Raw genomic sequence first — 21,833 nt, forward strand, 5'->3', positions numbered from 1 at the left:
TTTATGACAAAGGCTGATTTAATTAACATTCTTATTCAGGAAATGGGAATGAGTAAAAAAAATGCTGAGGCTGTTGTCAACACCTTTTTAGGTTCTATGATTGAGTCTTTAAAAAAGGGAGAAGGGATTGAATTAAGGGGGTTTGGTAGTTTAAGAATTAGAGAAAGAAAGCCAAGAATAGGCAGAAACCCGCAGACAGGGGAGAAGGTGAATGTCCCGGCTAAAAAAATAGTTTATTTTAAGCCAGGAAAGGAGTTAAAAGAGGCTACTAAATAAGATTTGTGATTTATATCAAGTCATAATTTCTTTTATAAATGTAAACTTTAATGAGAATAATTCGGAGGTGGATAAATGGTGAGGAAATTTTTAAGTGTATTTTTAATCTTTCTGCTTTTTGGAGGGATGCTGCAGGCACGAGATACGAGACCTCGTATTGCCATAGTTGATTTTGATGTTGATGATGCCGGTTTGTGGTATGGTTTTAAACCTCACAAAAGGGAAATTTCGGCGGCATTGGTGTCACTTTTTACTACTGCACTGGTTGAAAGAGGAGCAGTCAGGGTTTTTGAGAGGAAAAGACTTGAAGCAATAATGAAAGAGCAAAATCTCAGTATGTCAGGGAATGTTGACCCTGCTACAGCTGTAAAAATAGGAAAATTGGTGGGTGTTCAGTATATTCTTACTGGAAAGGTTACAAGGTTTGCGTATAAAGGCAAGAGTTTTGACGCCTTTTTCAAGGTGGGATTTAAATTTAAGAATAAAAAGCTTGAGGGAAGGCTTGATATTAGACTTATTAGAACTGATACAGGTGAAGTTGTATATGTTGATAAGGGTATGGGTTCAAAGAAGTTTATGAATTTAAGGATTGCAACTATAGGCGGTGGCACTGATTACGACGAAACCATGGTAAATGACATATTTGAACCTATTGTTGAACAGATGGCAGATAAGTTGAGCAAAAAAGTTCAGGAATTAAAGATTGAATCCCCAGAGATGAGTGTGAAAACAGGTAAGGTTATTGCTGTAAAAGGAGGAGAAGTCTTTATTAATTTAGGTGCCAGAAATGGTGTACAAAATGGTGATGTTTTTACAGTTAAAAAGAAAGGCGAAGTTTTAATAGACCCTGATACTGGAGAAGAATTAGGGGCGGAAATGACAACAGTTGCAAGCATAAAGGTGATTGAAGTAAAAGAAAAGTATTCAAAATGCAAAATAATTTCTGGTACTGCCAAAAAAGGAGATATTGTTTCAAGGGAATAAAATACAAAACAATAGAATGTTTAATTTGCAGGGGGACTAATTGTCTCCCTCTTTTTTTATTAAATGAAAAGTGAGTTGTTTCCCTGTAAAAAAATACGATTGAATGTTAAAAAATAAATAAGTAATAAGTGCACTTTTCCCGATTTCAAAATTGGGAATTGAATAGTTTTTGAAAAATACTTTAATTAAAAATAAAAGCATTAGAAAAAAACAAAGTATTCAAGCAATTCTATAGATACAATTTTTCCTATCTCTCTGATATTTCTTTCATTATCTTCCATTTGTTTGGTTATTTTTGCTTTCTTTTCCTGTTCAGGGTCTGGAAAAGAAATTGGTTTATATTCATCTTCTTCGTCAAATGATGTTTGTATAGGTTCTTCCTCAGACGAATCAAATAAAAATTCGTTTTCATTTGTTTTAATTTTGTGGTTATCTTCAATTTCAAAGAGAAAGTCGGATGAATGCATCTCGTTTTCTAAAATTTTTTCAAAAATTTGCGAATATTTTAGATTGCACCCACAATTATCACAAACTTTTTTGTTATCTGGATTAATGTAACCGCAAGATCTACATTTAATACTCATTTTACTTTATGTAAAAATAGAACCATTGAGTTAATAGTCTTTGATTTATCTGTCCTTTAAGATACCTATCTAAAACTTTAAGGTGTTTAGGAATTTCTGAATCGTTTCTATTTAATACCAGTGCATATTTAAAATATGTTTTAGCTTTTAGTACATTATTATTTAATGCATAGTTAATAGCAGTTTTTTTATAACAGTCAAACAGTTTTTCTTTAATAGTTAAATCTTCAGGATTTTCTGAAAGAAGGTTTTTATAGTGTGGGATAGCCTTTTCGTACTGTCGGGTTTTATAGTATCTTTCAGCTAATCTTAATTCTTTTCTTTTGTTAATTGCCTCCTGTTTCATTAACCTTCTGGCTTTAGAAAGGAATGCTATTTGTTGTTCATTCAGTTTTCCAAATCGTTCAGCATGAAGGTAAGTATAGTATGCAAACAAATACTCTCCCAGATCAAAATAATTTCTTGCTTCTTTAATGTATTTGTTAAAACGTGCTTTTTTTTGTTTTTCCAGTTCTTGAAGTTGAAATGTCTGTATGTCAAATGCAGTGTTATCTGTTTGAATATTTGATTGAATTACTTTTATTCCATAGAAAATTACCACAGCGAGTATTACTATTAAAAGTATAAAAAAGAAGGTTGTTTTGAAGTAAACACTTAGATTTGATTTTTTGTTTTTATGTTTAATGTTTTTTCTTGCTTTAAGCTTAATGTTTTCTCTTTTAAGTATAGGTTTTGACTTTGTTGTTTCAAGTTTTGTTTCAGGTTGTTCGTCAAGTTCAAGTTCAAAAGATTGAGATAATGCTTGCTCCTGTTTTTTTTGCATTATCAACTGCTCAATTCTATTTGCTTCTTCTACACTTAACCTGTTTCTATTTTTTTTAAGATAGTTTAGTGCATTTTCAAAGTCCTTGTCGTTTATCATATTTTTTAGTTTATTTTTGACAATAGTAACGCCTACTTCTTTTTCAATTTTTGAAATAAATTTTTTAGCATTTTTGTACTGATTTTCGTTAATTTGATTGTTGCTATAAAGAGAGTTTAGTATTTTATTTGCTCTTTCTACATCTCCACTCCTTGCAATAGCAATAGCCCTTTTTAATTCTCCGCTTAAATTTTCTTCATCAAATATAATCTCAACTTCTTCCTCTTTTTCTTTTAATTCATCATTTTGTTCAGGTTCTAATGAAGGTGTGTCTGTTTGAAATTCCTGTAAGGAATTGTCAGAATAATTGGAATCTGAATCTATATCCTGGGCAACAGTATTGTCTCCTAATTCTCTCCTTGCATTTGCTATATACTCTTTTACAAAATCGTTTTCAGGTTGCAGTTGCAAAGCTTTTTCCCACACTACTAAAGCATTTTCAATATCTCCTACTTCGTAAAGAGAAACACCTTTTTGTATTAACGCGTTTACGTCCTGTTCTCCCATTTCGTCTTCAGAAAAAGATGAGAGTTTAAAGTTATCAGCATTAAAATCAAAGCTTTCAGACTCATTTTTTTCATCTTCTGTGTAGTTGTCTTCAAGGCTTATCCCCTGGTAGGTAGATGAGTTTTCAGAAAAATCCTCTAAATCTTCTTCCTCTTTTAACTGTTCAAGCAGTTTTTTTCTATCTTCTCTTGCTTTCTGAAATATTTTCTTTATTGCGGGTATGTTGACACCCTCAAAAAACATATACTCTATTTCTTCAAGTTTGTTCAATTCTCCACTATTGTACAAATCCTCAAGAAGTTGTTTTGCTTTTATAGTTATAACTTTATAAAGTTTTTGCACTTTTTCTGTTTTGACTTTCTGTGCAACGGGATAAATTTCTTTAAATGCATGATATATTTTATTTTCTTTATATAATTGGTAAGCTTTTTTTGTCTTTTCAATTATTTCTTTTTTTTCCATACAAAAATTCTAACAGACAGATTTTTATAATTCAATATATATCTATTTGAACTTTTGCTATAATATTTGCGGACAAAAAAACAAGGAGGCTACTTGTGTTAAGAGAATTTTTAAAAGCCAAAATTCACAGAGCCACAATTACAAGAGCCAACCTTGATTATAGCGGTTCTCTCACTATTGACGAAGAAATTATGGAAGTTGCTGGAATAAGAGAATTTGAAAAAATCCAGGTTTACAATGTTAATAACGGTGAGAGGCTTGAAACATACGCAATCAAGGGAAAAAGAGGAAGTAAGGCTTTTGAATTAAATGGTGCAGCGGCAAGAAAGGGAATGGTGGGAGATAAGATAATTATTACAACTTTCTGTATGTTAGATGAAAAAGAAATGGAAAAACATAAACCTGTTCTTGTAATAATGGATGATAATAATGAAATAAAAGAGGTACTATAATGCATATTGTTTGTCCTTTTTGTGATACTGTTAACAATGTTGAAATAAAAGGGGGGGCAAAAGATATTAAATGTGGAAAGTGTAAAAATAGCCTTAAAGACACTCATCCAGTTGAATTAAATGCTCAGAATTTTAAAAAGCATATTGAGAAAAACGACATACCTGTTGTGGTGGATTTTTGGGCTCCCTGGTGTGCCCCATGTTTAATGATGGCTCCTCAATTTGAAGAGGCAGCAAAGCATTTTCCGTTAAAAGTTAGATTTGCTAAACTAAATTCGGATAACTATCCTGAAATTGCAGGAATGTACGGAATAATGGGAATTCCAACAATGATTGTTTTTAAAAATGGGCAGGAGTTGGGAAGAATCTCTGGTGCCATGAGTGCACCTCAGATAATTCAATGGATTAATTCGGTAATAGGATAATGGTAAAGGAAAAGGCTATTTTAGCAGCAGGTTGTTTCTGGGGTGTTGAGGCATACTTTAAAAGGGTAAAAGGGGTTTTAGATACAGAAGTAGGTTATTGTGGAGGGCATAAAGAGAACCCAACATACGAAGAAGTGTGCACAGGAGAAACAGGTCACGCGGAAAGTGTGTTAATAGAGTTTGATAATAAAGTAATTTCTTATGAAGAAATTTTGGAGCATTTCTGGAAAATTCATGATCCAACTTCTTTAAACAGACAGGGGGCGGATATTGGTACTCAGTACAGAAGTGCAATTTTTTATTTAAATGAAGAGCAAAAAGAAAAGGCTATAAAAAGCAAGGAAGAGCAAGAAAAGTCTGGAAAGTACAAATTTTCAATAGTTACAAAGATTGAGCCTGCGGGGAAATTCTGGCCTGCTGAAGAGTATCATCAGGATTATCTTGATAAAAACCCTAACGGATATTGCCATATAGACCTTTCAATTTTAGAAAAAGAAGATTGAGGAATTATTTTAAAGAATCCCTTCCTCAATTCAAAATCCAAAATTCATAATTTAAAATTTGTTTAAGAATTATAAGATGTTGAATGATGAATGCTAAATGTTGAATTGAGATAAAAATCTTTTAATTTGAAAAAAATTCCTCAATTCAAAATTCAGAATTTATAATCCAGCATTAAAGATGAAAATGGTAGGGCATAGGGGAATCGAACCCCTGCTACCGGCGTGAGAGGCCGGCGTCCTAACCCCTAGACCAATGCCCCACAAAAAGAAATGGCTGGGAGACAGGGACTCGAACCCCGACAACCAGATCCAGAGTCTGGCGTCCTGCCAATTAGACGATCTCCCAGCAGGCGGATTATATTTTATTCATTTTGAGATAAAAAATCAAGTGCTTTTTTGACCCTATTTATACAATTCTCTTTGCCTATTAGTACAGCTGTTTCAAATATACCAGGGCTTACTGTAAAACCTGTAATTGCGAGCCTTAGAGGATGAATAAACTTTGCAGCAGATAACTCTTCTTTTTCTGCCTCACTTCTTAAAACTTCCTCAAGTTTCTCCTCTGTAAAAGGCTCTGTATTTTCAAGTATTTCAATAAGTTTCTCAAGTAATTTCTTTGAATTTTCTTTTTTAAAGTACTTTTTTATCCCTTTCTCATCGTAACTTTGCGGGTCTTTGAAAAAGTAAAGCCCAAATTCGTAAAATTCATTTATTGTTTTAACTCTTGTTTTTAAAAGTTCCAGTATTTTCAAATAATTGGGATTGGAGGTGAAATCTATTCCATGTTTTTTGTAAACTTCTTTTACAAGCGGGAGTAATTCTTCGTTTTTCTTTTCAGATATGTATTTACCGTTAATCCATAGTGCTTTTTTATAATCAAACACAGCAGGGCTTTTGTTGATTCTTTCAAGTGAAAATTCTTTAATAATTTCATCAAGAGACATTTTTTCCCTGTCGTCACCTGGAGACCAGCCTAAAAGTGCAATAAAGTTTACGAGGGCTTCAGGGAGAAAGCCGTTTTCTCTATACTCTTCAACACTTGTTGCACCGTGCCTTTTACTTAACCTTTTCTTATCCTGTCCTAAAATTAGGGGAATATGAGCAAATTCTGGCGTTTCAAACCCTAAAGCCTGATATATGAGGATTTGCTTTGGAGTATTTGAAAGGTGGTCATCTCCTCTAATAACGTGGGTGATTCCCATCTCATAGTCATCTATTACAACTGTAAACTGGTAAATAGGGACACCGTTTGATCGAACAATTATAAAGTCTTCAAAGTCTTTTGAATGGAATTTCATATCTCCCTTAACATAGTCGTAGAATCTTATTTCGGTATCCGGGAGTTTAAGCCTTATTGTATACGGTTTACCTTCTCTTAAATTTTTCTCAATTTCTTCCTTGCTTAAATTCAGGCATTTTCTGTTGTATTTCCATTTAGGGTTGTTTTTCTTTTTTTCTTCAATTTCTTCTTTTGTGCAAAAACACCTGTAAGCTTTACCTTCGTTTAGTAATCTTTCTGCATACTTTTTGTAAACTTCAAACCTTTCAGATTGATAAACAATTTTTTCGTCGTGCTTTATTCCAAGCCATTCAAGGCTTCTTATAATTTGTTCAGTGTATTCTTTTTTTGACCTTTCAGTGTCTGTATCCTCAATTCTTAAAAGGAATTTTCCATTGTGTTTCTTTGCAAAAACATAGTTAAATAGTGCGGTTCTTGCTCCCCCTATGTGAAGGTACCCTGTGGGGGAAGGGGCAAACCTTACCCTTACTTCTTTATTCTTTTCCATTTTTTCTCCTTTATTATATTTGAGATATGTTTAATATTTTAACTTCTAAATTATCTGTTTCTAAAATAGCAAATGTTGGTTCACCAGTCAGGTATCCGCACGCTTCTCCAGGGTTGATTATAAGTTTTTCGTTGTTTTCACGCAAATCCTTTTCATGGGTATGACCATAAATAATTATGTCTGTATCTGTTTTGTCAAAATCAAGTGTTTCAGGGTTATGGGTGAGTGCAATTTTTTTACCGTTAATTTCAAAGAAGTGTGGTGGATAGTAAATTGTTTTATATAGTTTTTTCAAATACCTCATTTCTCCATCGTTATTTCCAAAAACTCCTATGAAATTAAATTGTGAATAATCACCGAAAACTCTTATTGTAAATGGAGAAATTATGTCTCCTGCGTGAATTATTGTAAAAATCCCCTGTTTTTTGCAATAATCAATTCCTTTCTTAAATAGGGTTAAGTTGTCGTGTGTGTCAGAAAAAATTGCAACTTTCATACTTAACAATTATTATTTTAAAAGGGTTTTTTGTCAAGAAACAAAGAAATGCAATGTCGGGAGGATAAATGAGAATTACCGGAGGAACAAAAAAGGGGATGCAATTAAAAACTCCGAAAGGCAAAGATATAAGGCCGACTTCAAGTTTAATAAGAGAGGCGGTTTTTAATATTGTTGGTAGTGATATTAAAGGTGTTTGTTTTTTTGATTTGTGCTGTGGAACAGGCATAATGGGAATTGAGGCTATATCCAGAGGCGCAAAAAAGGCAGTTTTTGTGGATAATGCAAGGGAATCTATTGACATAGTAAGGCAGAACTTAAAAAAGACAGGGTTTGATTTTAATACTTTAGTTGTAGAAGAGAATGTATTAGTTTTTCTGAAAAATTTTACAAAGTATTTAAAGGATATTGATAGAGCGATAATCTATATTGATCCTCCATACAAAAATGAAAAATTGTACTCTGCAATAATGAAATATTTGAATAAATATCTTCCGGAAAAAAATTTGCTGATAATTATCGAACACAGAATTAATATTGATGTGGGGCTTGAAAATTGTGAGTTATGGAAAGTAAAAAAGTATGGAAACAAAAGAGTTTCTATGTTTACAAAGAACAATTTTTTCTGATAACATAAATAATTATGAGTAGCACGAATAACAAAGAATTTAATGCTTTTGTAAAAAAATTAATTTTAAATGATATATTGGTGCAATTAAGCGGAAGTTTTGGTGTTTTTTTACTTTATATTCTATTACAATTTTACACTCCTATATTTATAATTAAATCAATTGCTTATGAATTAATTTTTATTTCTGTTGTTTACCTGATTCAGAATTATTTTATTCTTAAAAAAATATCAAAAAATAAAGTTTTTTTAAACGAGTTAGATAAGGGAAAAATAAGGGATATTGTAGAAAAAATAAAATTTTTTTATCGTTTACCAAATAAATTTTATTTAAACAGTTTGCTTCTCTGGATAATAGGAGGAGTTAGTTTTGCTGTTGTCTTGAGGTTATTTTTCATGGAAAATGATTTTTTTAGGATAATTGTTGTTTTGTTTTCGGTTGTTGGTCTTTCTCCGATTTCTGCATTTGTAAGTAAAATAATATCAAAGAGAATAGTTGGAACCTATTTTTCCGGGATACTAAAAGAGTTTGATGATGAGATTCAGTTGAATTTTTTACCGGAAAAAATTATTGATTTTAAATGGTTTTTAGTTAATTTAACTTATGTCCTTTTTTATGTCATTCTCTTTTTTAGTATTGTTAGTTTAAGTGTTACTACAGATATTTTGAAAAATAATATAATGGATTTTATAAATGGCTCAATAGACCAAATTGAAGAATCCATAGAAGGGTATTACTTTTCAAATAGCTCTCCTGAAGACCTTGATATTTATTTAAAAACGGTAAAATTTCCTAAAGGGGCAAGAATTTCTTTTATTGATAGAAAAGGGAAAATTTTTGGATATTCCTTTCCTCAAAAAATGTCAAGTCAGGATGTTTTTATTAAATCAAAGGTGAAAGATTTAGGAACACTTTTTGTTTATGTTCCTATAAAATCTTTTCAAATTTTTAAATTAATATTGAGCAAAGGCTTAATTTTCTTTTTGATTTTTTTATTATTTTTAGGGTATGTAGTTTATGTTCAAATGGGTAAAGATATTAAAAATGAATTTAGCATCATAGAAAGTAATGTGGAAAAGCTTGTATCCAAAGATCTGCAAAAATTTAAAGTTCTGTACTCAGATGATCAGTTAGTGAAACTTAATTTAAAGATTATTGAAGCTAAAAAAAGTCTGTCTCTGTTATTCACCAGAATTTCATTCTTAATTTCCCATATTACTTCCGATGTAAATAATCTTCTTTCAAGTTATGATTCTTTTTCTTTACATTCAACAAATCAATCGAGAAATTTGTCTGCAACAAAATCTCAACTACTATTTTTAAATGAGTTTGTTACAAATATAACAAGTGTTACTTCTCAGTTGTCGCAAATTGCGGAAGATTTCTCTCATGTTATTGTCAAATTTGTGGCAGCTATCAATGAAGCAAGGAATGAAACTCATAATTTACTTAAAATTACTGATAGTATTACTACTTCGATTACAGAAGTGAATGTTACTCACAGCGAATTAGAAGAACAAACCAGAAGGATTTTAATGATTAGTGATAGGCTTAACAAGTCTATCGAAAAAGTTTTTGATTTTGCAAGAAACCTGTCAATTGAAAATAATGAGGCAATAAAAAAGCTTTTAACCCTTGAAAAGCAAAATATAAAAAATAAGGATTATTTAGACAACACTGCTGATTCATTAAATAAATTTAAAAAATATTTTGAAGAAATTTTACAAAAGATTGATTTGCAATCTGAGGAAATAAATAAAATAAACCAGATATTTAAAATTATTGAGGATTTGATTGACCAGACTAATGTTTTGGCTTTAAACGCATCTTTAATTGCAGTTAAAAGTGGTAGCGAGGATTCAGGTTTTGGGGTTATTGCTGAGTCGATAAAAGATTTGTCAGAAAGATTGCATATTTCTATGTCTGAAATGGGTGGGATTATTTCAAAAGGAGTTGGTAATTTTAAGGTTATAAAAGAGATAGGAATGAATTCAAAGAAATCTTTAGCATCAGTTGAAAATTTTTTAGATAAGGCATCTAAGGTTGTGGAAGAAAACAAGAATCAGATTAAATCTATTTCAAAGAGTAATGATATTATTTTTGTTATTATTGAAGATGCAAAGATGATGTTAGGGGAACTGGTTGAGGATTTAAGGAATATTGAGAATTTTCTTGATTCTATAAATTATGATTTCTCTGAACAAAAAAAAGTTATGGATAAGATATTTGATAACGCTATTGATTTAAAAGATGTCGTTGAGGTTATCAAGGTTTCATATGAACAGATGTCTGACAGTACTTCAACATTTAGTTTTACATACGATAAAATGAGAAACCTTTCGGTAGATTTAAATGAATCCATTGTCAGATTTAAAAATAGACTTAAGGAGATATTAACTTTATTAAATAATATTGATGCAGGCTCAGAAGGGATGAAAGAAGCTATTATTAATATTGAATTTATTTTATACAGTATTAATAAGGCAATGATTGCATTAAATTCAATATTTTCAACAATAAAATTACCTTCCTCTGATGTAGAAAATGAATAGAAAAGAATTTATTCAATTGCTTTTTGATAAAATTCTTATTCTTGACGGTGCTTATGGTACTCAACTATCCGCTTCTATAAAAGGAATAAACTTTCCAGAAGAAGCTAATATAGTGTCTCCTGAAACAGTGTTAAGCCTTCATAAAAATTATATTGATGCAGGGGCAGATATAATCAAAACAAATACTTTTGGGCTATTTCACCTCTTTAATACCGGGAAAATAGACAAAAATTACGCTTTGAAACTCTTAAAATCTGGTGTTGAAATAGGGGTTAAAGCGGCAAAAGAGAAAAGTGTATTTTGTTTTGCCAGCTTTGGTCCTATGAGTGATTCAATATTTAGTTATTCTGCTGAAACTCTGGACTTTTTTATAGATTTTTATTCAACTGCCACTGAACTGGCACTTTTGCAGGGAGTTCAAGGCATACTTTTTGAGACATTTTCAGACTTTCTTGAATTAAAATTGGCGGTTTATTCTGTAAGAAAAATTTCAAATTCTATTCCAGTAATTGCTCAATTTACTCTGAATTCAAACGGGGCAACAATTCAGGGTGTTGATGCGAAAAACTGTGGGGCATTTTTAGATACAATTGACTGTGATGTGGCAGGGTTAAATTGCTCTACCGGGCCTTTAGATATGGCTTTAAACTTTGAATCTTTTTCAGAATATATTTCAAAGCCAATGTCTGCTTCTCCAAATGCAGGGCTTCCAGAATTGAGAAATGGGGAAGTTTATTATCCTGATATTAAAAAAGAATTTAAAAAAGCATTATCTGTATTTTTAAAAAATGGAGCAAGGATTGTTGGAAGTTGTTGTGGTTCAAATCCAGATTATACGAGGGCAATTAAAGAAGAAGTTAATAAATTTAAGGGTACTTATGTCAAGAAAAATAAAAAAGATTTTTTGGTTTCTCCTGATTTTCTTGTAGATTTTGAAAACAAATCATTTTTTCCAATAGGCGAAAGGCTAAATTTACTTGGCAATAAAACATTTAAAGAAAATTACCTGAAAAATTTTGAAAATGCTATTGAAATAGAGGTTAACAGGCAGATAACTGCAGGGGCTAAATGTCTTGATTTTAATGTAGATTTGATTGCCAGAGATGACTATTTAACTGCTAAAAGGGATATAATTGCTCTTCAAAATTTTGCAAAACCTATAATTTCAATTGATACCTTATACCTGGAAGTTATGAATGAGGTTGCTTTGTATTCTGCTTGTACCCCCCTTTACAATTCTGCTGACTTAACGGAAAAGAGGTTTAATTTTATTGCCGAGTTGTATAAAAAATTTGGGGGCAAAATAATAGTACTTCTAATGAGTGGCAAAAAAGTACCTAAAACCTTTGAAGAAAGGCTTAAAGGCCTTGAATTGGTGGATATGTTTGTAGAAGAGTACGAAATTGATAAAAGAGATATTTTTGTCGATCCCCTTGCTTTAACTTTGGGTACAGGGGTTGAAAACTACCATTATGTTGAGGAGATAATTGAAAAATCAAAATATAAAACAATTGTTGGTTTATCTAACTTTTCCCACGGTTTACCTGATAGAAGCAGGCTTAATTCATTTCTTCTAACAAATTTAATTAGAAGGGGCTTAACTGCCTCTATATTAGATATTTCTGACCCAAATATTGCTTCAGTTATTTTTAATAACGAGGCTATTTTTGAAGGGAAAGGTTTTTCTCTGGGAGAAAAGAATGGCTTGGTTTTTAAAGGGGAATTTTCCAAATGGGGCGAGTATCTGATTAAAGGGGATATTGAAAATTTAACCAGAGAGATTATTTCAAGGCTTGAAAAAAGGGATAAAGCCACATTTTTACTTGAAAAAGGGTTAATTGAAAATATGGAAAAAATCGGGAGCTATTTTGAGAAGGGAGCAATTTACCTTCCTCAATTACTCTCTTCAGCAGAAACAATGAAAAACGCTTTTGAGACATTAAAGCCTTATCTTGAAGAAGAGTTAGCCGGGGAAAATAAAAATAAAAACATGGATAATGCAAGAATACTTCTTTTTACTGTTCAAAACGATGTGCATGATATAGGGAAAAATATTGTTTTAACAGTTTTAAAGAGTTTTGGTTTTTCTGTCTTTGATGGTGGTATTGATAAATCTCCTGATGAGATTATTGAGGAAATTAATTCAACAAATGCAAGAGTTGTTGGTTTATCCGCTTTAATGACAACAAGTTTACCTTATATGAGAGAAACAGTAAAAAAAATAAAGGAAAGTCTGCCAGAGGTTAAGGTAATTGTAGGTGGGGCTGTTGTAACGAAAAGGTTTGCAGAGGAAATTGGAGCCGACGGTTATGGAAAAAATGCCTTTGATGCAGTTAACCTTGTAAGGAATCTGTTATGAAAAAAACTATATTTTTTCTGTTTATAATATTTATTTCATTTTCTGCATTTAGTGATGTTTACAAGTACAAAGACGAAAAAGGGAGGGTTTACTTTGTTGATTCAATCTATCAGGTGCCTTTGAATTATAGAAAAAATATGGAGATTTTACCCTCTGGAAAGGATGTAAATAGAGAAGAAAAATTTTTTGCTGATATTTTTCTTAACAAAGATACGGTAGTTAAAGCAGGTAATTTTTACTACAATTTTATTTTTTCTAAAATAAAACCTTTATTGGTTTTCTGGCTCATTGTTTTTGTGATTTTTCTGATTTTAATGTTTAAAATAAAAGATTTTTTATGGATTTTAAATTTGCTTTTGCTATTTTTAATTTTAACTGAAGGAATATATTTATTTGGAGTATATCCTGCAGTAAAAAGGGGAACTATAGTTTATTCATATTTAACAACAAGATTTTTTAATAAAAGTATGAGCGTTTCCGAGAGAGTGAAGAAGTATGCTCTGGAAAATGCAGTTGCAAAAAATCCCTTACCTTTAAATCCTTATTCTTATTATTTGAAAACAAAGAGATTAAAAGAATTCTACAATAAAATATCTTTAGAGGTTTCTATTGGAAATAAAGAATAATTTTCAGGGATTGTATGTCCACATCCCGTATTGTATTCAAAGGTGTAAGTATTGCTCTTTTTATTCAAGAACTGGAAAGATAGAAGAGGATAAATACCTTAACTCATTGACAAATCACTTTAATTTTTTGATAGAAAAATTTGATTTTGTTCCACGCTTTGAAACTCTTTACTTTGGAGGAGGTACTCCCTCTTTAATGAGTTTGAACTTTTTTGAGAGCTTTCTCGTAAACTTAAATAGATTTATGGATATTTCAAATTTTAAAGAAATTACAATTGAGGCAAACCCTGAAACATTAACCCAGGATTATTTAAAAGGGTTAAAAGGGCTTGGAGTTAACAGAATAAGTATTGGAGTGCAAAGCACAGATGATAATATTTTAAAAAAGCTAAATAGGGTGCATAACAGTAAGAAAGCAGTGGATTCTGTTGAACTTGCTCTGAGGTATTTTAACAATGTATCTGTTGATTTTATTATTGGGATAAAAGGCCAGGAAGAAAAAAGTGTTAAAGAAATATTTAATTTTCCGTTATTAGATGAACTCAAACATATATCTGTTTATATGCTCGAAGGGGATAAAAATATTCATTTGAAAGCAGATGATGATTTTTCAGCATTGCTATATAAAAACACAATTGATTTTCTTGGAAGTAAAGGCTTTTATCAATATGAAATATCAAATTTTGCAAAAAATGGTTTTCAATCCCTTCACAATTCCCTTTACTGGACTGGAAATAATTACCTTGGGATAGGTGTTTCAGCCCACTCATACAAATATACGAAAGAAAATAAAAAAGGAAAGAGGTTTTCAGAGTTGCCAGATTACAATAATTTTGTAAAAAGCAATTTTAAAGCAGAAGTTATTAATCTGGAATTTGAAGATTTAGTAAAAGAATTTTTTATGCTTGGATTAAGGATGAAAAAAGGGGTGGATAGGAATGAATTTAAAGACAAATGGGGAGTTGATCCGTTTGATTACTTCAAACCTGTTATAGAAAAATTCATTGAGTTTTTTATATTTGATGGGAATAGAATCAGTTTGACAATTGATGGTTTTCTTCTTTCCAATGAGATATTTGAGGAGATTATTTTTTAATATGATAAAATTTTTGAAATAAATTCAAATGGAGTAAAGTTAAATGGAGAATTGGTCAACAGTAATGGTTCCAACATTTTACGATGAAACAAAAGAACTTGATAGAGAAAAGCTTAAAAAAATTGCTGATATTTCAGGTTACGATGTTGTCACCCTAAAAAATGTTTTTACTGGTAGGGGGCTTGGTTTTATATCAAAAACACCTGATATTGAAAAGATAAACAGAATAACAGCCGGATTGAAAAGTGCAGGCATTCCATTTCTTCCAGCAAATTATGTTGATGTTGTAAATGAAATAAAGGAAATAAACGCAAAAAGGATAAACCTTGCTAACGATGGGATAAAAGTTGTTTCAAATGAAGGGGATTCATACATTATCAAAGATACTATAATTGTAGTGTCTGACATTAAATCACAGGAAGTGTTAACCTTAAAAAAAGCAATTATAAGTGCTGAAAAAATTGCAATAGTCACAAAGGAAGCTGCTTTTGTAATTGATTTTTCAAATACAGTTATTTTGGATTTAGATGGGAAAAAGGGGGTCTCCAGGAAAGCAAATTTAATTAATACTCTGGAAAAATTTAAAGAAAAAAATGAGGTTGTACTTGATTCAACCTTTTTTTATCAAAGCGGTTTTTTTAAAGGGGATTTGGTTTTAATGTCAAGGTTTATTGCGTATGCTTTAAAATATGGGTTATATTCACAGAAACTTCCAGATTCTCTTTTTAAAAAAGTGTCATTTAAACAAAAGCCAGTTTACAATCATAAAATAATAAATAATTCATTTAAGATTATGTCGCATTTATTAAAGAAAAACTTTAAAGACAATATTGTTTATCTTCCTGCGTTTACCTTAACGGTTATGTTCATTCTTATCTATTTCTCATTCAGAACAGGGGACGGGTTATATCTCTTTTTTGCTACTTTGTTAGGATTTATTGTCTTTACTTATAAAATGTTTAGAGTGTGGAAAATAAAACAGATTATAGAGGATACTCCAACATCAAAACTAAGGTCAATTGCTGCTGGTTTTGTTGAGGTTTCTGGAAAGATTACTTCCCCAAAACCTGTTATTTCCCCTATTTCAGGTTCTCCCTGTGTCTTTTTTAGATATACTAAAGAAAAGTTTGTAAGAAGTGGTAGAAATTCTCGCTGGGTAACTGTTGAAATTGGTGAAGGGTGTGCAGAAAATTGTGTATTAAGAGATGAAACTGGTGAGATAGGGGTAAATGTAAAAAATGCTTCATTCTTTTTGACAAATCTCTATACAACAAACACAACCTTCAATGAAATGCAATATGGTTTATTTGGTGCTGACAATGTAAGGTATAAAGAAGAGTATATCCTTGATGGACAGAAGGTTTATGTTCTTGGTACAGCAAAACCAATTTCTAAAAGTATAAGTTATGGAAAGTTTTTGTCTGAGATAAAGAAAGATAAAGAAAAGATGAAAAAATTTGATTTAGATGGAAATGGGGTTATTGATTTTGAAGAGTGGGAAATTGCCCAAAAAAAGTTAAGGGATGAATTTCTTGAATATAAGCAATTAAAAGGACAGGCGGCTGATTTGTTGATAGACTATGATAGAAATAATGGTATTTTTGTTATTTCTAATGAAAAAGAAAGAAGTATTTTAAAAAGGTTAAAGATAGCCCTGCCTTTATATTTTATTGGAAGTTTGGTATGTTTAGTATTAACATTATGGTTAACAGTAAATATTTTTTAGGAGGATTAAATGGGAGGATTGATATTCTTAGGTGTTTTTATTTTTCTCGTATTTATTATAGTTGCTTATTTTGTTGGAGTATATAATAGGCTTGTATCTTTAAAAAACCAGGTGCCTCAGGCATTTGCAAACATTGATGTTTTATTGAAACAGAGGCATGATGAGATACCTAAACTTGTTGAAACGGTAAAAGGGTATGCTAAGCATGAGAGAGAAACCTTAGAAAATGTTATTAAAGCAAGAAATATGTATACAAATGCAAACACAATTGACGAAAAATTGGAAGCAAACAATATGATTACCGCTGCATTAAGGCAACTCTTTGCACTATCTGAAAGGTATCCAGAATTGAAGGCAAACGAAAACTTTTTAAATCTTCAAAGAAGGATAACTGACATTGAGAATGCACTTGCAGATAGAAGGGAAATGTACAATTTTTCAGCCACTGCGTTTAACACTGCAATAGAGCAAATCCCTGAGGTTTTCATTGCAAGGATGTTAAATTATAAGCCTTTTCCTCTTTTCGAGGCAAATGAAGAGGATAGACAGGATGTTAAGATTTCTTTTAATTAAAGGAGTTTAAATGAAGTTATCGTTGATTATTCCTGTATACAACGAAAAAGAAAATATTGATGCGTTTTTAAGTGAAGTAATAGAATTTTGCAAAAGTTTTAGTTTTCCTTATGAAATTATTGTTGTTAATGATGGTTCAAGTGATGGAACAGAGAGGATTCTAAATGATTTTAAAGATGAAAAAGTGAGAATAATTCACCATAAGCACAATATCGGAAATGGCGGTGCAGTAAAAACAGGGATAAGAAATGCAAAAGGTGAGTATGTGATAATGATTGACGGTGATGGCCAGCATTATCCGAAAGACATTGCAAGAATTTTAGAAAAGCTTGAAGAGGGATATCATTTGGTTGTTGGAGCAAGGGATTCTAAATCTCAGGCGAGTTTTTTCAGGGCTTTTGGAAACTTTGTTTACAATAAACTTGCAAGCTATGTAGCGGATTTTGAAATAAAGGATTTAACAAGTGGATTGAGGGGAGCAAGGAGAGAGGTAATATCTAAGTTCCTATATATGTTCCCGAACGGGTTCTCATATCCATCTACAAGTACTCTTGCAATTTTAAAAGCAGGCTATTCCCTTTGTTATGTATCTATTAAAACGAGAAAAAGAAAGGGGAAAAGCAAGATAAGAATTTTAAAGGATGGGCTAAAGTTTTTCAATATAATAGCGAAAATTACAACCTTATTTAGTCCCATGAAGATTTTTTTCCCGGTTTCTCTTTTACTTTTTGTAAGTGCTGTTTTGCATTTTCTTTACAGATATTTTGTGTCAGGTAAATACACCCTTTTTACAGGAATACTTTTACTTGCTTCAATTTTTACATTACTTATGGGATTGATTTCAGAGCAGATTTCTACCCTGTACTATAAAGATATTGACACGGAGAATGATTAAAAAATATATTGGATTTTTGTTTTTTAATGTTAAAATTTAATAGAAATTTACAAGTTAAATACGGGGAGTTATTAAATTATGGGAAAGTTTAAACTGAATTTAGTTGTTTTTCTGACAGTGACAATTCTTTTTTCACTTCCCACTTTCTCTCAAAACTTTGATTATGAGTTGCAAAACTCTTTAACTCGTGTTTATTTAAATCCAGATATTAATCAAGAGGAAGACTTTAATATTTTTAGAAAAACATTCTTTGCGGAGGGTAATTCTTCTTTCAATTACCTTTACGGAATATTAGACAAAAATAATGAAATTAAACAAAGGTATTCTCCCTTTTTTTATAAAGTAGACACCAGGCAGTTTGAAATTTATAAAACAACTGTTGATAAAATGGTTAAGGATAGAAAATTTGTATCCGCATGGGTTTTTTCTATTGATACTCTTATAAATTACCTTTCCAATGTCAGTAATTTTCTCCCGTTTGTTTTAAATTGTATGTCAAAAACATACCTTGTAATTTTTTATTTTATTTTAATTTTAGGTGTTATATCTTTTTTAAGGTTTTTCAGGCTGTTGCTTTACGATGTTAGAAAACTTTTAGAAAAAAAAGGGTGGGATAATTCCCTTGCGCTTTACATAGCTTTTTTTGTAGTTGTGTTTTTACCTGTGTTTTTTACCATTCATTTAAAGTTTTTGCCTGTTTACTGGTTGCTCTTATTCTTTATCTATTCAACTAAAAAAGAGAAAGTGATTACCTATTTTGCTATTGCTTTGTTAATGATTGTAAGTTTTATAGGGGTATATCTAACTTCTTTTACAAAAAATGTTTATAAAAACAAGACTTTTTATTATGAAAGTTTAGTTGAACCTTTTTCAGGAATTTCTAAAGACAAAAAAACCAGAAGCAATTTTGAAAATTTTGTAAAGGCAGTTTCTTTGTTAAGGCAGGGTAATTCTGTTGATAGTATAAAAGTCTTTAAAGAAATAGATTCAGATTCAAATCTTTATAAATATGCGTTAAACAATATAGGGGTCGCTTATATTTTTCTATCAAGACCAAAATTAGCGCTTAATTTTTTTGATGAAGCGGTAAAAAATGGTTTAAATTTTGAGCCAAATATCAACAAGTTTTATTTAAACTCCAAGTTGTATAACATTGTTGAATCTGAAGAGGCTTTAAAGTCTGCTTATTCTTCCAACCCTTTAAAAACTTCTTTGTGGTTGAGGTTGAATATTAAAGAGCCATTCCCTCAAATTTCAGTTCCATCTTTTAATGAAATACTATTCCTTTTTCTTAAAGAATTTTCTTTTTCAAAATCTGTCCACTCACTGAAAATTATTGTCTTCTTGTTATGTTTATTGATTTTTTTAATAATTATTCATTTTTTCTCCAAAGACATTTCTGTAACAAAAGGTTGCATAAAATGTGGGACGCCATTTAAGGTTTTTGAATCCCAGAATGATAAATTGTGTACTCAATGTGCTTTGTTAAGTAAAAATAAAGGAGATATTTCAAGTGATTTAAAGGAAATAAAAAGAAGAGAAGTAAGGTTGTATTTAACTATAAAGAGATTTTTTGAAGTAGGATTAGGATTAATTTTTCCAGGGTTCTATAATATTTTTGTCTTACAAAAAGTGTTTTCTGGTTTCTTTATATTTTTGGTTTTCTTTGTTTTATTGTTGGATTCCTTAAATGCTTATAAAATTACGCATAACTTTTACGTAACAGCACCATTATTTGCAATGGTGTTGATGGTATATCTGATTAACCTGATTAATGTTTTCTTTGAGAGAGGGGAAGACTCATGGCTTTAAAAGGCACTTTAAAAGATTTTAGCCTTGCAGATATTTTTCAGTTAATTGCAATTCAGAAAAAAACAGGAATTTTATCTTTAAAAAGAGATGATGAGGAAATAGACGTTTTTTTTCAGGATGGAATGATTGTTGGAGCAGAGTCAAAGAAAGGGAAATCTGATCATCTTTTAGGTAAATTACTTGTTAGAATAGGAGCAATAAGCAAAGAGGAACTGGAAATAGCCCTTGAAATACAGAAAAATACAATGAAAAGATTGGGACAAATTTTAATTGAAAAGAATTTTATTTCACAGGATGATTTGAAGGAGGCTCTTAAAAAGAGAGTTCTTGAGATAGTTTATAGTTTATTCAGGTGGAGAAGGGGTAGTTACCATTTTAAGCCTTTAACCAGTGTTGACTATGATAAAGAAAACTTTGAGCCTTTATCCACTGAAAGCGTTTTAATGGAAGGCTTGAGAATGATAGACGAATGGCCTCTCATTGAAAAGAAACTCTCAAAGCCTGACATGGTTTTCAGAAAGACTGGAAAATTAGAGCCTGAAAAAAAACAGGATGTTGACGCTTTTCTGGTTGAAGATGAATTTTTGATGGAGAATAAGCCTAATTTGCCTTATGAAATGGAGTATGTTTTGGGGCTTGTTGATGGCATGTCATCTCTTTCTGAAATTGTAGGAAAATCAAAGCTTATTGAATTTTATACATATAGAGCCCTTTATGATTTATTAGAGCAGGGCTTTATTGAGCCTACTGTTATTAGTGCACCATCATTTCCTGACTATACTTCAAAAAGAAAGGCAGAAACAAAGAGCGAAAGGATTTTGCTTATTGCGGTAGTTGTTGGGATTATCTTTATAATTACTCTTTTCTTTTCTTTTAAATCACCTATAAATGAATTGTTTCCATCTTATTCTACTTTTAAAGATGCTGAGTATATTGAATTGAGTAATGAAGTATCAAAAATAAAAGAGATTAAAGCAAGGGAAATTCAAAGGCTCCTTAATTTTTCTTTTTCTATGAAACCTGCGGTTTTTATTAGGTTAAACGAAAATAGTTATATTATTCCCGGAAAATATGGATTAGCTTTGCCGGTTTCTTTTTATCTAAATCAGGAGATTAAAGCTACTGATGAAAAATAAAAGGTTACTGATAGTTCTATTTCTCTTTGCCCAATTTTTGTTTATTTATTTTTTTAAACTTGGAAATGTTCAATATTTTTTGCTTGCTGAGAGTATTTTCTTTTACCTGATAATTAAAGATATAATCCCTTTTGTTGCTTTATTGCCATATTTTTTAATTAATGTTTCAGTTGCTTTTGTGGTTTTACTATTTATTTTTCTTTTTCATTTTCTTAAAGCAAAAGTTAAAATTCCTGCTAAACTTTCGATTATTTTTTTTCTAATACTTTACTTTTTTACAGCAAGGTATGAGGTTTTTTTAATTAAAGCTGTTATGCCTGGGTTTATTGCGTTTGTAGCAATTATTTACGCAATTACAAGAATGACTATAATTCAGAGGGATTTATCCCCTGCATTGTTTTTATATACAGTGGTCGGATTTCTTTATAGTGTTTTGTTTAATTTATTTCCATTTTTTAAATCAGAGCCTTACCTTATGTTTTCTATAGATGCGATTCAGATAGTTATAGCTTTAATTTTGTTTTATTCGTTTAAAGACTTTTTAGAAAAAAAGTCTCCAGATTCCGATAATAAACATAATGAAAGTAATGCTTGATTTAAGAATAATTCCGCCTATTTTTCCTAAGAATACTCCAACTAATGATTTTGATATTGTTTTTAAATCTCTTCTTCCCGCAATAAGTTCCCCTAAAATTACTCCAGAAATAAGCCCTATAAAAATAAGGTAAAACTGTAATATGAAAATAGCAAAGAAAAAGCCTAAAAATAGCCCTATTACAGAGCCATAAACAGCCTGCCTTGAAGCGTCAAACTTTTTTGCTCCAACAGTACCTGAAAAAAATTCTATTACTTCACATAAAACAGCAAGGATACCCAAAATTACCAGAATGGTAGGAGTGAAATTTTGAAAATGGTTAAAGTAGCCATAAATTAGAGAGGTTAAAAAAAGGACAACCCCCCCTGCAAATCCTGTAAAGGAAAGAAGCAGGGAGAGTAAATAAAATAGAACAACAATTATTTTCGCTATCATT

21 protein-coding genes and 2 tRNA genes are annotated in these 21,833 nt (G+C 30.8%); 16 read left to right on the forward strand and 7 right to left on the reverse strand.

Annotated elements, in window-relative coordinates:
• Nucleotides 1-3 precede the first annotated feature (3 nt).
• Entirely contained in the window at nucleotides 4-276 is a 273-nt protein-coding gene (locus tag TTHT_RS03640) for an HU family DNA-binding protein (RefSeq protein WP_201328681.1), read from the forward strand.
• 126 nt (nucleotides 277-402) lie between these two features.
• Complete coding sequence (locus TTHT_RS03645; RefSeq protein WP_201328682.1) at nucleotides 403-1,260, forward strand: CsgG/HfaB family protein; 858 nt, start codon at nucleotides 403-405, stop codon at nucleotides 1,258-1,260.
• Between the two features lie 200 nt (nucleotides 1,261-1,460).
• Here TTHT_RS03645 and TTHT_RS03650 read toward each other — a convergent pair whose 3' ends face one another.
• Nucleotides 1,461-1,844: a hypothetical protein gene (locus TTHT_RS03650; RefSeq protein WP_201328683.1), complete on the reverse strand. Its 384-nt coding sequence runs from the start codon at nucleotides 1,842-1,844 to the stop codon at nucleotides 1,461-1,463.
• A gap of 1 nt (nucleotide 1,845) precedes the next feature.
• Entirely contained in the window at nucleotides 1,846-3,735 is a 1,890-nt protein-coding gene (locus TTHT_RS03655; protein WP_201328684.1) for a tetratricopeptide repeat protein, read from the reverse strand.
• 95 nt (nucleotides 3,736-3,830) lie between these two features.
• On the opposite strand from TTHT_RS03655, the gene panD reads away from it, so the two are divergent.
• The 3 genes from panD to msrA are packed head-to-tail and all read left to right on the forward strand — an operon-like array spanning nucleotide 3,831 to nucleotide 5,115.
• A complete protein-coding gene (gene panD / locus TTHT_RS03660; protein WP_201328685.1) occupies nucleotides 3,831-4,187 on the forward strand; it encodes an aspartate 1-decarboxylase in 357 nt (118 codons plus the stop codon).
• A complete protein-coding gene (trxC, locus tag TTHT_RS03665; protein WP_201328686.1) occupies nucleotides 4,187-4,612 on the forward strand; it encodes a thioredoxin TrxC in 426 nt (141 codons plus the stop codon). Before panD ends, trxC begins: the two co-directional genes overlap by 1 nt.
• Nucleotides 4,612-5,115 carry a peptide-methionine (S)-S-oxide reductase MsrA gene (gene msrA / locus TTHT_RS03670; RefSeq protein WP_201328687.1) on the forward strand — a complete coding sequence of 168 codons (504 nt, stop codon included), beginning with the start codon at nucleotides 4,612-4,614 and terminating at the stop codon, nucleotides 5,113-5,115. The genes trxC and msrA overlap by 1 nt, the downstream gene beginning before the upstream one ends.
• Before the next feature lie 185 nt (nucleotides 5,116-5,300).
• Here the strand turns inward: msrA and TTHT_RS03675 are convergent.
• The 4 genes from TTHT_RS03675 to TTHT_RS03690 form a co-directional block, all read right to left on the reverse strand.
• Nucleotides 5,301-5,375 (reverse strand) — tRNA-Glu (locus TTHT_RS03675).
• 11 nt (nucleotides 5,376-5,386) lie between these two features.
• A tRNA-Gln gene (locus tag TTHT_RS03680) sits at nucleotides 5,387-5,461 on the reverse strand.
• Nucleotides 5,462-5,477: 16 nt separating this feature from the next.
• A complete protein-coding gene (gltX, locus tag TTHT_RS03685; RefSeq protein WP_201328688.1) occupies nucleotides 5,478-6,902 on the reverse strand; it encodes a glutamate--tRNA ligase in 1,425 nt (474 codons plus the stop codon).
• A gap of 13 nt (nucleotides 6,903-6,915) precedes the next feature.
• Nucleotides 6,916-7,398 (reverse strand): metallophosphoesterase, encoded by a 483-nt coding sequence (locus tag TTHT_RS03690; RefSeq protein ID WP_201328689.1) that lies wholly within the window; start codon nucleotides 7,396-7,398, stop codon nucleotides 6,916-6,918.
• Between the two features lie 68 nt (nucleotides 7,399-7,466).
• Between TTHT_RS03690 and rsmD the strand changes: the two genes are divergently transcribed.
• The 11 genes from rsmD (at nucleotide 7,467) to TTHT_RS03745 (ending at nucleotide 21,397) form a co-directional block, all read left to right on the forward strand.
• Nucleotides 7,467-8,027 carry a 16S rRNA (guanine(966)-N(2))-methyltransferase RsmD gene (rsmD, locus tag TTHT_RS03695; RefSeq protein WP_201328690.1) on the forward strand — a complete coding sequence of 187 codons (561 nt, stop codon included), beginning with the start codon at nucleotides 7,467-7,469 and terminating at the stop codon, nucleotides 8,025-8,027.
• A 395-nt stretch (nucleotides 8,028-8,422) separates the two neighbouring features.
• Nucleotides 8,423-10,579, forward strand: coding sequence for a methyl-accepting chemotaxis protein (locus tag TTHT_RS03700; protein WP_201328691.1), 2,157 nt, complete (start codon nucleotides 8,423-8,425; stop codon nucleotides 10,577-10,579).
• Nucleotides 10,572-12,938 carry a homocysteine S-methyltransferase family protein gene (locus TTHT_RS03705; RefSeq protein WP_201328692.1) on the forward strand — a complete coding sequence of 789 codons (2,367 nt, stop codon included), beginning with the start codon at nucleotides 10,572-10,574 and terminating at the stop codon, nucleotides 12,936-12,938. The genes TTHT_RS03700 and TTHT_RS03705 overlap by 8 nt, the downstream gene beginning before the upstream one ends.
• Nucleotides 12,935-13,564 carry a hypothetical protein gene (locus TTHT_RS03710; protein ID WP_201328693.1) on the forward strand — a complete coding sequence of 210 codons (630 nt, stop codon included), beginning with the start codon at nucleotides 12,935-12,937 and terminating at the stop codon, nucleotides 13,562-13,564. The genes TTHT_RS03705 and TTHT_RS03710 overlap by 4 nt, the downstream gene beginning before the upstream one ends.
• Entirely contained in the window at nucleotides 13,548-14,660 is a 1,113-nt protein-coding gene (gene hemW, locus TTHT_RS03715) for a radical SAM family heme chaperone HemW (RefSeq protein WP_201328694.1), read from the forward strand. Before TTHT_RS03710 ends, hemW begins: the two co-directional genes overlap by 17 nt.
• A gap of 43 nt (nucleotides 14,661-14,703) precedes the next feature.
• A complete protein-coding gene (locus TTHT_RS03720; protein ID WP_201328695.1) occupies nucleotides 14,704-16,386 on the forward strand; it encodes a hypothetical protein in 1,683 nt (560 codons plus the stop codon).
• A 9-nt stretch (nucleotides 16,387-16,395) separates the two neighbouring features.
• Nucleotides 16,396-16,959, forward strand: a complete 564-nt coding sequence (locus TTHT_RS03725) for a LemA family protein (protein ID WP_201328696.1) — start codon at nucleotides 16,396-16,398, stop codon at nucleotides 16,957-16,959.
• 10 nt (nucleotides 16,960-16,969) lie between these two features.
• Nucleotides 16,970-17,854 (forward strand): glycosyltransferase family 2 protein, encoded by an 885-nt coding sequence (locus tag TTHT_RS03730; protein WP_201328697.1) that lies wholly within the window; start codon nucleotides 16,970-16,972, stop codon nucleotides 17,852-17,854.
• A gap of 78 nt (nucleotides 17,855-17,932) precedes the next feature.
• Nucleotides 17,933-19,666 (forward strand): tetratricopeptide repeat protein, encoded by a 1,734-nt coding sequence (locus TTHT_RS03735; protein WP_201328698.1) that lies wholly within the window; start codon nucleotides 17,933-17,935, stop codon nucleotides 19,664-19,666.
• On the forward strand, nucleotides 19,657-20,802 hold the full coding sequence (locus tag TTHT_RS03740; protein ID WP_201328699.1) for a DUF4388 domain-containing protein: 1,146 nt from the start codon (nucleotides 19,657-19,659) through the stop codon (nucleotides 20,800-20,802). Before TTHT_RS03735 ends, TTHT_RS03740 begins: the two co-directional genes overlap by 10 nt.
• On the forward strand, nucleotides 20,792-21,397 hold the full coding sequence (locus tag TTHT_RS03745) for a hypothetical protein (RefSeq protein WP_201328700.1): 606 nt from the start codon (nucleotides 20,792-20,794) through the stop codon (nucleotides 21,395-21,397). The genes TTHT_RS03740 and TTHT_RS03745 overlap by 11 nt, the downstream gene beginning before the upstream one ends.
• Here TTHT_RS03745 and TTHT_RS03750 read toward each other — a convergent pair.
• On the reverse strand, nucleotides 21,344-21,832 hold the full coding sequence (locus TTHT_RS03750; protein WP_201328701.1) for a DUF456 domain-containing protein: 489 nt from the start codon (nucleotides 21,830-21,832) through the stop codon (nucleotides 21,344-21,346). The two genes, TTHT_RS03745 and TTHT_RS03750, sit on opposite strands and share 54 nt — an antisense overlap.
• Nucleotide 21,833: the final 1 nt, after the last annotated feature.

Origin of the sequence: Thermotomaculum hydrothermale (assembly GCF_016592575.1) — a bacterium.
GTDB lineage: Bacteria > Acidobacteriota > Holophagae > Thermotomaculales > Thermotomaculaceae > Thermotomaculum > Thermotomaculum hydrothermale.